Origin of the sequence: Rhodococcus wratislaviensis (assembly GCF_041228765.1) — a bacterium.
In the GTDB taxonomy this organism is placed as follows: Bacteria; Actinomycetota; Actinomycetes; order Mycobacteriales; family Mycobacteriaceae; genus Rhodococcus_F; species Rhodococcus_F wratislaviensis.
In genome coordinates, this window is record NZ_CP150488.1 from 4,111,607 (window position 1) to 4,124,191 (window position 12,585).

At 67.3% G+C, this 12,585-nt stretch carries 11 protein-coding genes; 3 read left to right on the top strand and 8 right to left on the bottom strand.

Going from position 1 to position 12,585, the window contains the following annotated elements; translation table 11 throughout:
• Positions 1 to 17: 17 nt before the first annotated feature.
• The 5 genes from WKC72_RS18955 to WKC72_RS18975 all read right to left on the bottom strand — a co-directional run bounded on the left by WKC72_RS18955 (position 18) and on the right by WKC72_RS18975 (position 5,276).
• On the bottom strand, positions 18 to 1,037 hold the full coding sequence (locus WKC72_RS18955) for an ABC transporter permease (RefSeq protein ID WP_268790180.1): 1,020 nt from the start codon (positions 1,035 to 1,037) through the stop codon (positions 18 to 20).
• A complete protein-coding gene (locus WKC72_RS18960) occupies positions 1,034 to 2,569 on the bottom strand; it encodes a sugar ABC transporter ATP-binding protein (protein ID WP_370183935.1) in 1,536 nt (511 codons plus the stop codon). Before WKC72_RS18960 ends, WKC72_RS18955 begins: the two co-directional genes overlap by 4 nt.
• Before the next feature lie 3 nt (positions 2,570 to 2,572).
• Positions 2,573 to 3,481, bottom strand: a complete 909-nt coding sequence (locus tag WKC72_RS18965) for a substrate-binding domain-containing protein (protein ID WP_370183938.1) — start codon at positions 3,479 to 3,481, stop codon at positions 2,573 to 2,575.
• Between the two features lie 91 nt (positions 3,482 to 3,572).
• Positions 3,573 to 4,409, bottom strand: a complete 837-nt coding sequence (locus WKC72_RS18970) for an SDR family NAD(P)-dependent oxidoreductase (protein ID WP_235214714.1) — start codon at positions 4,407 to 4,409, stop codon at positions 3,573 to 3,575.
• Between the two features lie 75 nt (positions 4,410 to 4,484).
• Positions 4,485 to 5,276, bottom strand: coding sequence for an IclR family transcriptional regulator (locus WKC72_RS18975; protein ID WP_370183941.1), 792 nt, complete (start codon positions 5,274 to 5,276; stop codon positions 4,485 to 4,487).
• 91 nt (positions 5,277 to 5,367) lie between these two features.
• Between WKC72_RS18975 and WKC72_RS18980 the strand changes: the two genes are divergently transcribed.
• From WKC72_RS18980 to WKC72_RS18990, 3 genes are all read left to right on the top strand, one after another.
• Positions 5,368 to 6,231, top strand: coding sequence for a transketolase (locus tag WKC72_RS18980; protein ID WP_370183944.1), 864 nt, complete (start codon positions 5,368 to 5,370; stop codon positions 6,229 to 6,231).
• Positions 6,228 to 7,217: a transketolase family protein gene (locus tag WKC72_RS18985; RefSeq protein ID WP_268790182.1), complete on the top strand. Its 990-nt coding sequence runs from the start codon at positions 6,228 to 6,230 to the stop codon at positions 7,215 to 7,217. Before WKC72_RS18980 ends, WKC72_RS18985 begins: the two co-directional genes overlap by 4 nt.
• 213 nt (positions 7,218 to 7,430) lie before the next feature.
• On the top strand, positions 7,431 to 8,171 hold the full coding sequence (locus WKC72_RS18990) for a lipoate--protein ligase family protein (protein ID WP_112298584.1): 741 nt from the start codon (positions 7,431 to 7,433) through the stop codon (positions 8,169 to 8,171).
• A gap of 60 nt (positions 8,172 to 8,231) precedes the next feature.
• Here the strand turns inward: WKC72_RS18990 and pyk are convergent, their stop codons facing one another.
• From pyk to WKC72_RS19005, 3 genes are read right to left on the bottom strand one after another with little or no spacing between them, the layout of a single operon-like run.
• Positions 8,232 to 9,965: a pyruvate kinase gene (gene pyk / locus WKC72_RS18995; RefSeq protein ID WP_370183948.1), complete on the bottom strand. Its 1,734-nt coding sequence runs from the start codon at positions 9,963 to 9,965 to the stop codon at positions 8,232 to 8,234.
• Complete coding sequence (locus WKC72_RS19000; RefSeq protein ID WP_370183949.1) at positions 9,962 to 11,095, bottom strand: glycerate kinase; 1,134 nt, start codon at positions 11,093 to 11,095, stop codon at positions 9,962 to 9,964. Before WKC72_RS19000 ends, pyk begins: the two co-directional genes overlap by 4 nt.
• A gap of 44 nt (positions 11,096 to 11,139) precedes the next feature.
• Positions 11,140 to 12,453: a 2-hydroxycarboxylate transporter family protein gene (locus WKC72_RS19005; RefSeq protein WP_112298581.1), complete on the bottom strand. Its 1,314-nt coding sequence runs from the start codon at positions 12,451 to 12,453 to the stop codon at positions 11,140 to 11,142.
• Positions 12,454 to 12,585: the final 132 nt, after the last annotated feature.

The window sequence follows — 12,585 nt, forward strand, 5'->3', positions numbered from 1 at the left end:
TTTCCTTTGATCGTGTGTCAAGCATGCTGCGTCCCCGAGGACTTGATGCGCAGCCGGTCCAGCGCCACCGCGAGCACGATGACCGCGCCCTGGATGATCTGCTGGTAGAACGTCGAGACGTCGAGCAGCGTCATACCGTTGACGAGGACGCCGATGATCGCCGCACCCACCAAGGTGCCGATCAGTGAGCCTCGCCCACCCATCAGTGACGTTCCGCCGAGGACCACGGCGGCGATCGCCGACAATTCGTATCCGGCGCCGAGGTCCGGCACCGCGCTCTGCAGACGGGCCGACGCGATGATTCCGCCCACGGCGGCGCAGATGCCGGAGATCACGTACACGGTGGTGAGCACCCGCCGGACCGGGATCCCGGCCAGCCGTGCGGCTTCGGCGTTGCCGCCGACTGCGCGAACCCAGCGTCCGAAGACGGTGCGATTGAGCAGATACCACCCGCCCGCGAAGACCGCGGCCATGACGAGCACCGGAATCGGCATACCGAGAATCGAGCCGTGGCCGAGGACGGCGTAGCCGAGGTCCGTCGAGAACAGGGTCTTGCCGTCGGTACCGACGTACGTCACTCCGCGCAGGTACGTCAGCGCGGCAAGGGTGACGATGAACGACGCCAGCCCGAGTCCGGCCACCAACACACCGTTGATCAAGCCGATGACCAGGCCGGCGGCCAGCGCACCGAGCAGGGCGACCGGGGCGGGGGCGCCGTTGATGGAGAGGGCGACGGCGACGAACGCGGTCACGCCCACCGCCGAACCGACGGACAGGTCGATGCCTCCGGTCATGATGACGAAGGTCAGTCCCGCACCGAGTATGGCGGTCACGGAGATCTGCCGGGCGACGTCGAAAAGGTTGTCGACCGACAGGAAATACGGTGCGACCGCGGAGAACACGGCGATCAGCACGATGAGTGCGAGCGCCACGCCGAGCCGATCGGCGAGTGCGGTGACGTGGTGTCGGATGCCGTTCGACCGCGGGGAGCGGTGCGGCGCCGCCGGCAGGGTGGGGGAGGGAAGTCGGGTGGTCATGAGATTACCTCGGTGAGCGATGGAGGGGCAGTCGCGCTTCCGGTGGCGTGCCGGATGATGTCTTCCTCGGTCATGGAGTCGCCGGAGAGCTCGGCGACGATCCCGCCTTCGCGCATGACGAGGATGCGGTCGGAGAGTCCGATGACCTCCGGAAGTTCAGAGGAGATCAACAGTATTGCAACGCCTTTCGATGCGACCTCGTTGATGAGCGCGTAGATGTCGGCCTTGGCTCCGATGTCGACGCCGCGGGTGGGTTCGTCGAGAATCAGTACCGACGGTTGCTTGGCCAGACAGCGTGCGAGCAGGACCTTCTGTTGATTGCCGCCGGAGAGGTCCCCGACGCGCTGGTCGACGCCGGTGGTTTTGACGCGCATCTGCTCGGTGTACCGAGTGGCCGCGTGTTCCAATGCTGCCGGCGAGGTCCGGCCGAAGCGGTGGCGGCCGAACGCCGTACCGAGGCAGACGTTGTCGGCGATCGACATGTCGAGGAACAGGCCCTGTTCCTTACGGCTCTCCGGGAGCATCACGATCCCGGCTGCCGCGGTCGAGCGGGGGTTGCCGAGGTCGACGTGTTGGTCGTCGACCTCGACGCGGCCGGCAGCGGCTTTGTCGACGCCTGCTACCAGGCGGCACAGTTCGCTTCTTCCGGCGCCGACGATGCCGGCCAATCCGACGACCTCGCCCGCGCGGACCTGGAGGGAGCAGGGTTGCACTCGGTCGGAGGAGAGGTCGCTGACCTGGAGTCGGACGTCGGTGCGTGCCGTGGCTCGCCGGTGCTGATACATCGTCTCGACCGGCCTGCCCACCATCGAGGTGACGATCCGGTCCGGGGTCATCTCCGCTCGGGCCATCGTGTCGGCGACGACACCGTCGCGGAGGACGGTGACGTGATCGGCGATGCGGTCGATTTCCGCCATCCGGTGACTGATGTACAACATGGCCAGACCGTGCGCCTTGAGTTCGGCGACCAGGCGGAGCAGGTTGTCGGCCTCGTCTTGAGAGAGTGCGGCAGTCGGCTCGTCGAGAACGAGGATCCGTGGCTCTTCGGACAGGGCGCGGGCGATCTCGACCAACTGTTGCTGCCCCGTACTGAGTTCGGCCACATAGGTTTCGGGACGGATGGTCGACCCCACCCGGGCCAGGGCGGCGACCGCGAGTCGGCGGGCGGCACCGCGGTCCAATCGACCCAGGCGCCGCCGTGGCTCCCGGCCGAGCACCATGTTCTCGGCGACGGTGAGTTCGGGAACCACGCTCAGCTCTTGATGGATGACCGTGAGTCCGTGTGCGCGTGCGTCGCCGGGGCCGGTGAAGTGCGCTGGGTTGCCGGCGACGTGGATCGTTCCCGAGTCCGGTTGGTGAATTCCGGTCAGCACCTTGATCAGGGTCGATTTGCCTGCACCGTTCTCACCGGCGAGGACGGACACCGATCCGGACTGCAAGGACATTGACACCCCGCGCAGGACAGAGTTGCCGTTGAAGGACTTCGTGATGCCTTCGAGTCGCGCGGCGGGGACCTTCGTGAGCGTACCCATGGTTCATCCCCAGGTCTTGTAGGCGCTGATGGTGTCCGCGGTGACGAGGACGGTGGGAATCAATGTCGGTGCGCTGTCGACCTTCTCGCCGGCGGCGAGACGAACGGCGGTGTCGAGTCCCGAGCGGCCGAGCTGGGCGGGGTCCTGCCCCGAGGTGGCGATGATGGAACTCTTGCCGAGGAGGTCGGTCAGTTGTTTCGCGCCGTCCACTCCGACGACCTTCACGTCGGTGCCCTTCTGCTGTGCAGCGAGGGAGATTCCGATCGCGGTGGGATCGTTGACGCCGAAGAAGCCGTCCACGTCGGGGTTCGCGGTGAGGATGGTGCTCGCGACGTTCATGGCCTTGTCACGGGTGAGATCTGCGCGCTGAGTGGCGACGACCTCGATGCCCGGGTGGGCGTCGAACGCTTCCCGGCATCCCTGCATGCGGTCCGCGATCGCCGATACCGCGGCCCCGTCGACGATGGCCACCTTGCCGGAGCCGCCGAGTTGCTCGACGAGATACGTGCACGCTTCGCGGCCGGCCTGGACGTTGTCGCTGGTCACGGTCGCGTCGGCACCGACCGCAGTGACATCGACGGCGACGACGGGGATGTTCGCCTGCGTCGCCCGGAGCAAGGCGGGACCGATGCCGTCGGAATCGACGGCGTCGACGATGATCGAGTCGACCTTCTGCCGGATGAACGTATCGATCTGGTCGCTTTGCACGGCGACGTCGGCATTGGCGTACTGAACGGACACTTCCACGCTCTTCTCGGTGGCGGCCGCTTCGATCGCCTGGCCTTCCGCGAGGAAGAAGGGGTTCGACGCCGCGTTGAGGGTGACGCCGATCGTGGTCTTGCCGTCGTCTCCGGCACCCGCGCCGGACGTGCACGCTGTCATGGTGCCGGCCGCGATCAGCGCGGTGCCCACTGCAGCGACTATCTTCGACGGCGTTTTCGCACGCGGGCAGGTTCTATCGTGAACTGACATCAGGCTGTTCCTTCTTGCTGGTCTGGATCGGTCAGACGACGGGCGTGACGCCGCCGTCGATGCAGAAATTCGCCCCCGACACGAAACTTGCGCGGGTGGACGCGAGATAGACGACGATTCCCGCCACCTCGTCCACGGTTCCCAGCCGGCCCACCGGGATCTTGTTCAATTCAACGTATTTGGCGAGCGCAGTCTCTTTGTCGACGCCGAACTCGGCCGCCAGTGAATCGGCGATACCGCCGGGCCGGTCGTAGATCGGAGATCGGATGAACGCCGGCGACACGACGTTCGACCGGATGCCGTCGGGGGTGAACTCCGCGGCGAGGACTTTCGAGAGCATCAGAATTGCAGCTTTGGAGACGCTGTAGTCGGGCAACCGGGGATTGGGCATCCGGGCCGCTTCCGATGCGATGTGGACGAGGGCGCCGTCGCCGTGCCGGCGCATCGCTGTGATCGCGGCGCGGGACGCCCGGACGTAGCCCATCAGGTTGAGGTCCAGCGTGAGGGCCCAGTCTTCGTCGGATGTCGTCAGGAAGCTGTCGCGTACCGGCGCGACGCCGGCGTTGTTGACCAGGACGTCGACGCGTCCGAACTCGTGGAGCGCGAAGTCGATCATCGTCTGCGCGCCGGACGGATCGAGGAGGTCGACCTGCGTCAGGCGTAGGTGCTCGGAATCGTGGGGCAGGTCCGAGGTGGTGACGTCGAGATCGGCGCCGACCACCTTGGCCCCCGCCGCGAGCACGTGTCGAACACAGGCCCCGCCGATGCCGCCCCCTGCACCGGTGATCACGACCACGCGGTCGTGGAGCTCGCCGCTCATGTCCTTGCCTTCCTGCTGGTGAGTCGTACCACGGACTGTGGTGCTCACCACTGTCTCACTTCACGGACGACATGTCTAGTAGGCGAGACAAACTAAGCGGGGAGGCGCGAGTAGGGCGCGGCGTTACCCGAAGTTCGCGACCTTCCGGCCGGCGAGATCCACGCCGAGGGCACGAGAAATCTCCTGTCCACCGCTGATCACCTCCGCCTTCCAGCGGTCGCCGTCGGTTCCGAGGATGGATTCACGGACGCCGCTGATCGACAGTGCCGCCCGGACCCGGCCCTGGTAGTCGATGATCGGGACGCCGATCGCCGCCACGCCGACCGTCACGTCCTGGTCGCTGATCGCGATCCCCTCTTCGCGGGTGCGCCGCAGCAGTGCACGCAGTTCGGACGGCTCGGCGGGGGTGGAGGGGGTCAGCCGTGTCAGTGGGGTGTTGCGGGCGATGTAGGCCTCCCACTCGCTTTCGTCCCGGAAGGCCAGGATGGCGCGGGAGGCGGCGCCGGTATGCATGGGCAGGGACCCGCCCAGGCGCAGGGCCAGCGACTGCACGCGTTTGCCGTCGAGGCGTTCGATGCACACTGCCTGGTCACCGCGGGGGACGCAGAGGAACACCGTCTCGCCGGTGAGTGCGTGCAGGCGTTCCATGACCGGCTGTGCGAATTGGCGTTCGTCGAACCGTTCGACCACCGCCGAGCCGAGCGACACCAGCTTGAATCCGAGGCGGAACTTGCCGCGCCGCGATCCCGCCTCCACGAGGTCTTCCTCCTGCAGGCTCGCCAGCAGGCGATACATCGAGCTGCGCGGCTCGTTGATCGCTTCCGCGATTTCGGTGGCAGTTGCCTCCCCCTTGGCCAGGAAGTCGAGCAACTCCGAGACCTTGCGTACCAACATCAAACTTCCGTCATTTGCCATGCGTTCAGATTATCGCTCAGCGGACAAAGAGTCCATCAAATAGTTTTACTGCTCTATGGACAAGGCGTCTGACAGTTGGTACTTTTCGTCCATGCTGACACCAACCCCACCGGTCACCGACCACGACGACGACCTCGTCGACCTGATCTCCGAACGCGCGCTGTTCGCACGCCTCGAAACGGTCCGCCTCATCTCCATCGCCAAGACCGGCCATTACGCCTCCGGCTTCTCCTGTGCCGAGATCCTCGCGACCCTGTACTACGGCGTCATGCGGCTTCGGAAGGGTGAGCCGGATTGGCCCGACCGAGACCGCTTCCTGTTCGGCAAGGGCCACGCCGCGGCGACGCTCTATCCGCTCCTGGCGGATTGGGGGTTCTTCGACCCGGCCGAGCTCGACGAGTACACCCGCCTCGGCAACGCCTTCGGCGACCACCCCGACATGACCCGGATCCCCGGCATCGATTTCAGCAGCGGATCGCTCGGGCACGCCCTGTCGACCGGCACCGGAATCGCTCTCGGCACCCGCCTGCAGGGCCGCCCCTCCAACGTCTTCGTCCTCCTCGGCGACGGCGAACTGCACGAAGGTCAGATCTGGGAAGCCGCGCTCAGTGCGGCCCACCACGACGTCTCGAACCTGATCGCGATCGTCGACCGCAACGACCACTCCCTCGACGGCCGCATCGACACCGTGACCAACATCGAGCCGCTCGGCGACAAATGGCGCGCCTTCGGATGGGACGCGCACGAGGTCGACGGACACGACGTCCGCGCACTGCTCGCGACCTTCCGTTCGATCGTCGAGGACCCCGAACGAACACGCCCGGCCGTGATCATCGCGAACACCGTCAAGGGCAAGGGCATCTCCTACATGGAATCCGAATTCGGCTGGCATCTCGGCTGGCTGGCAGAACAAGACGAAATCAACGCGATCGAAGAACTGAGGAACAACCGATGAGCGTCGCACCCGGCCTGCAGGCCGAGTCCTGGCACCTGCTTACCCTGATCGAGCGGGCCCCCGGCTTCCACATACTCGCCGACACATTGGCCGATCTGGTCGACGAGGGGCATCCCATCGTCGCCGGAACCGCCGATCTCAAGTATTCGAACGGTCTGGTCGCATTCCAGGAGCGTCACCCCGACCGATACGTTCAGTTCGGCATCTCCGAACAGCACATGGTCTCCACCGCAGCGGGACTCGCCACCACGGGGCTCCAGCCGTACGTCGCCACCTTCGCGTCGTTCATGGCCTACCTGGCCTGCGAGCAGATCCGCACCGACATCGCGTACACCAAGCAGCCGGTCCGGCTCATCGGCCATCACGCCGGCATCACGCTCGGCTTCTACGGCACCTCGCACCACGCCACCGAGGACCTCGCCATCACCCGCAGCATCCCCGGGCTCACGGTCATCGCCCCCGCCGACACCGCTCAGCTCGGGTCCGCGCTCCGTGCCGCCGTCGATCATCCCGCACCGATCTATTTCCGGATCGGCCGTGGTCAGGACCCGGACGTCTACGCCGACGGCACTCAGCCCTTCACCATCGGCACCGCCATCGAACACGGCGCCGGCACCGACCTGACAATCATCGCCACGGGGTCGATGGTGCATCCCGCGCTCGCGGCGGCGCGAGCACTGAACGCCGGTGGCATCTCCACGGGTGTCGTCGACATGCACACCATCAAGCCCCTCGACACCGAAGCCGTCGCCCGCGCCGCACAGCGGTCCCGCATCGTCCTGACCGTGGAGGAACACAATGTCATCGGTGGTCTCGGGGGTGCGGTCGCGGAGGTCGTCGCCGAGCACGGGTACGGCACACGTGTCGTCCGACACGGTGTGAAGGACGAATACGCGCTGATCGGACCGCCGACCCACCTGTACCGGCACTACAAGCTCGACGCCGCAGGTATCGAGGAGGTTGCGCGAACCGCCGTAGGGGCGTAAATCCGCACACGGCAGCACCATTTCCCGCGGTCCGTTCTGCCGGGCGGGGCGACGCGACTCCCGGCCCGGCCATTCCGCCCGCGCCGGGGGTCGCGCGCAGCTGCGCGGCGAAGCGGGTGCTCGTGTCGTCCCGCTCGGCGACACTGTAGTGACGTGCCGGTTGCGGCAATGACGTCGTGGCAGTGTGTTGCGGAACGGAGTGACGGGAACGGTATGACGATCAGGCAGTTGCTGACCACGCACTTTCCGGACGATCCCGTGATGGACGCGGCGCTCGCCACGGCACTTCTGCGTCGCACCGCGCGAGAGCCGAATGCCCCTGCGCTGGTGCGCATCTACAGTCCCGCGCGAACGCTGTCGTTCGGGCGGCTGGACGCTGTTCGAGCGCAGTTTCCGGCCGCCACCGCGGTGGCGCGGCAACACGGATTCACCCCCGTCGTCCGCGGCGCCGGAGGTCGGGCGGCGGCCTACCACGAGCAGAGCCTCGTCGTGGAGATGATCTCCCGGGACGCCGAGGGCATGGTCGGGGCCCGCCCGCGCTTCCAGCGCATCACCCCGAGGCTCGTCGCGGTGCTGAGGAAGCTCGGTGTCGATGCGCGCATCGGACCGGTGCCTGGTGAGTATTGCCCCGGTGATTGGACGGTGAACGGCGCAGGCCGCGTCAAGCTGGCAGGAACCGCGCAGCGAATAGTCGCCGGGGCGTGGCTTTTCGGTTTCGAACTGGTGGTGTCCGATCCCGACCCCGTGCGGGCGGTGCTCACCGATGTCAATGCCGCCCTCGAGCTGGAGTTCGACCCCGGCACGGCGGCGTCCCTGACGGACCTGAACCCGGACGTCACCCTCGAACAGGTCCGGGCCGCGATCCTCGCCGAACTCGGCGTGGTCCACGAACGGACCGCTGACCCCGACCTCCTGGAGGAGGCAGCGAATCTGCGCGACGCGCATGTGGCGTGAGGCGTCACCGCGTCGGGTGTGCGGGCCTGGGAACGGAATGTGACGGATAGCACGGTCGTGTCAGTTCATGAGGTCGTCTTCGCCGATCCGGTGGACGTGGATGAGGTTGGTGGATCCGACGGTGTGCGGGGGTGAGCCGGCGACGATGACGACGAGGTCGCCGCGCTGGTAGCGGCCCAGTCGGAGGAGGGCGGTGTCGACCTGGCGGATCATTTCGTCGGTCGATTCGACCGGGTCGACGAGGAAGGTTTCGGTGCCCCAGGTGAGGGCGAGTTCGTGTTGCACCTGGGGTACCGGGGTGAACGCCAGCAGCGGTAGCGGGGTGTGGAGCCGGGCGAGACGTCGCACTGTGTCCCCGGACTGGGTGAACGCCACGAGCGCGGTGGCGTTCAGCCGCTCGCCGATGTCGCGGGCGGCGAACGAGATCACGCCGCCGTGGGTTCGCGGGATGTGTGTCAGGGCGGGAACGGTGGTGGATTCGTGTTCGACGGCGGAGAGGATCCGCGCCATCGTCGCGACCGTCTCGATCGGGTAGGCGCCGACGGAGGTTTCCCCGGAGAGCATCACCGCGTCCGCGCCGTCGAGGACCGCGTTGGCCACGTCCGACGCCTCCGCCCGGGTGGGCCGGGAATTGTCGATCATCGACTCGAGCATCTGCGTCGCCACGATCACCGGTCGGGCGTTCTCCCGGGCGATCTGCACGATCCGCTTCTGCATCAACGGCACCCGCTCGAGGGGGACCTCGACCCCGAGGTCGCCGCGCGCGACCATGACCGCGTCGAAGGCGCGCACGATCGCCTCGATGTCGTCGACGGCCTCGGGTTTTTCGATCTTCGCGATCACCGGCACCCGCCGGCCGATCCGGTCCATCACCTCGTGGACGCGGTCGATGTCGGTGGGGGCGCGCACGAACGACAGGGCGATCAGGTCCACCCCGAGGCGCAGGGCGAATTCGAGGTCGTCGATGTCCTTGTCGGACAGGGCGGGAACGGAGACGTTCATCCCGGGCAGACACACGCCCTTGTTGTTGCTGATCGGGCCGCCCTCGGTCACCCGGCACACCACGTCGTTGCCGTCGACGTCGATGACGGTCAGCGCGATCTTGCCGTCGTCGACCAGGAGGCGGTCACCGGGCCGCGCGTCCTCGGCGAGCTGGCGGTAGGTGGTCGAGACCCGGTCGTGGGTGCCCTCGCACTCCTCGACGGTGATCCGGACCTGTTCCCCGGCCGCCCACACCGCCGCGCCGTCGGCGAAGCGGCCGAGGCGGATCTTCGGTCCCTGCAGGTCCGCGAGGATTCCCACGGCCCGGCCGGTGCTGCCGGCCGCGGCGCGGACGCGCCGGTAGTTGGCCTCGTGGTCGGTGTGGTCGCCGTGGCTGAAATTCAGGCGGGCGATGTCCATCCCGGTTTCGACGAGGGCGTGGGTGCGTTCGTCGGTGGCGGTGGCAGGGCCGAGCGTGCAGACGATCTTCGCCCTGCGCGGAGACAGCAGTGAAGCCGAGTCGACTTCGGCAGCGAGTGACGAGTGAATGTCGGTGAGAGTCACAAGGATCCTTCGTTGTGCACAGTGGGGGTACGAGCGGCGGTGGGCCACTTCGATGGCGTCAGTGGGTCGACCCGACCGGTGGAACGGCGACCTTGCCGAGGTGGCCGGGTGCAGGGCGCGTTCCTTGGCGCTCATCCCACCCCGGACTCCGTAGGGTTCGCCGGCCGCGAGGGCGTGCTTGCGGCAGTGCGTGAGGACGGGGCAGTCCTGGCAGATGCGTTTGGCACGGGCGTCCACGGCGTCGCTCATCCGGCGGTAGGTGCGGCGACGGCAGTGGTGGAGCGGCCGATTCGCCTGCCGATGCGGGTGAGGATTTTGCCGGTCAGCTCCGGGTCCGCGGCGGTGTTGCGGTCGGTGTAGTCGCCGAGGGCATGGATGTACTCGAAACCAGCCGGTGCCCAACGGTTCCGGGAGAGCGTGTTGCGGCCGGCGACGGCGATCACCGGGACCGGGTGGGCGCGGCGGGCCAGGACGGTGAGAAGTTTGCCGTGTTCGGTCTGCTCGTCGATGCTGCCCTCGCCGGTGATCACCAGGTCGGCGCCGGGGAGGTGGCCGTCGAAGTCGAGCAGTTCGAGGAAGAACTCGGCGCCGGAGACCATCCGGGCCCCGAGCAGCAGGGCGGCGAAGCCGAGGCCACCGGCGGCACCGGCCCCGGCCGCATCCGCCAGACACCGTGCGTGCGGGTAGCCGCTGCGGGTGAACGCCTCCACGAGGGTGCGCAGGCCGGCGTCGAGGAAGCGCACGGCCGCGGGGTCGGCCCCCTTCTGCGGGCCGTAGACGGCGGCGGCACCGTGCGGTCCGGTCAGCGGGTTGGTGACGTCTCCGGCGATCACGATCTCGATGCCGGACAGGTTCACCGTTCGGGAGGCGTCGACCGTGTGAACCTGGTGCAGGGTCCGCCCGCAGGCCCGCAGCTGACGGCCGTCGGCGTCGGCGAAGGTGAATCCCAGCGCGGCGAGCATGCCCATCCCGCCGTCGGTGCTGGCGGACCCGCCCAGGGCCAGCACCAGCCGGGTGGGGTGGTGGCGCAGTGCCTGACCGATGGCTTGCCCCATCCCGAGGCTGGAGGCGTCGAGCGGAGCGCGGCGGCCGCCCGGGAGAGTGGCCAGGCCACAGGTGTCGGCGACCTCGACCACGACTGTGCCGTCGTGGGCGGCGATCCGGCCGTAGTGCGGGGTTCCTGTTGCCCCGGCCACGGTCACCGGGTGCGGCGTGAAGCCGGCGGCCAAGGCGGCGTCGACGCTGCCGTCGCCGCCGTCGGCGAGCGGAAGTCGGTCGCTGTCGACGCCCGCCTCCGCCAGTCCCTCGGCGAGACGGTCGGCGACCTGCGACGCGGACAGGCTTCCCTTGAACTTGTCGGGAGCAACCAGAACCCTCACGGCTGTCTTCTTTCCTGCTGGGAGTGGACCGAGGACCTCGGGAGTCAGCCGAGGATCCGGATGAGAGAGGCGGCGGAGATGACGGTGGTGACACCGCCGAGTCGGGTGGAAATCTGCGCGAAGGGCATGAGGTTCATGCGGTTGGACGCCGACAGGATCGCGACGTCGCCGGTGCCGCCGAGGCCGCTGTGGCAGACGGTCACCAAAGACGCGTCGACCGGGTACATGCCGATCGCCTTGCCGACATAGAACCCGACCAGCACCATCGAGAGCACCACGGCGGTGCAGGTGATCACGTATCCGATGGAGACGACATCGATGACATTGGCCAGCGGCACGTAGAGCATGCCGAGACCGATCATGACGGGATAGATGAAGTATCCGGAGATGATCTTGTAGACGCCGCGGGCGCTGTCCTCGACGCTCTGCGGGAAGACGTTGAACAGCTTGCAGATCACCGAGATGAGGATGACGAGCACCGGTGCCGGCAGGTGGACGAAATGTTCGAGCATGGTGCCCAGGACGAACAGGCTGCAGATCGTCAGCACACCCATGGCGTAGTTGGGTGAGGTGCTCGTCTCCCGATCGGCGGAGTCGTCGGACGGGGCGAGCAGGTCGTCGGTGTCGCCGGTCTTGACCAGCTGCCCGCCGCCGTCGAGGTGGGGTTTGCGGTCGCCGATCCGGCGCAGGACGCCGGCGCTGATAATGGCGACGATGTTGCCGATGATCGCGGCGGGGATGAGCTGCGAGATGTAGGTGGACGATTCGCCGCCCATCGCCGAGGCGTATGCCGCCGAGAGCGGGATGACTCCCTCGCCGATTCCGCCGCCGAGGATGGGGACGACGATGAAGAACAATGCGCGGTGGAAGTCGTAGCCGAAGAGCATGGCAACGCCGATGCCGACGGAGACGGCGACGACGGTGCCGATGAACAGCGGCGGGAAGATCTTGACCAGGCCGCCGATCATGACCTTGCGGCTCATGCCCAGGATGCTGCCGACCACCAGGGTGCAGATGACGAAGTAGAGGAAGTTCGCTTCCTTCATCAGCGAGTGCACGGCGTCGAGGGTGTTGTCGTTGAAGACCCCGAAGTAGACCAGGATGGACGGGGTCATCAGGCAGACGAGGGCGCCGCCGCCGATCTTGGAGATGATCGGGAGCCGATTTCCCAACGGTCCGAGCAGCATTCCCAATCCGACGATGACCGCGAGGCCGCCGATCATGTTCTTGGGAATGGAGTTGAACAGGCCTGCGACCATCACGATGGCGGTCAGGGCGATGGGAATGATCAGTGGCACGCCGTCGAGACGGGGACGGCGGAAGGATGAAGCAAGGCGTGGTCGAGTCTCGATGCTCATGGGATTCCCGTTCGGGGGGTGTGGCGGCCTCGCTAGCCGCAAGTGGAAGGAGCGGAGGCGTCACGCTCGATGAAGCTGCGCATCATGCGCGAACCGCCGGATATCGGCGACGAGCCGGGAGGAGGTGAGGTC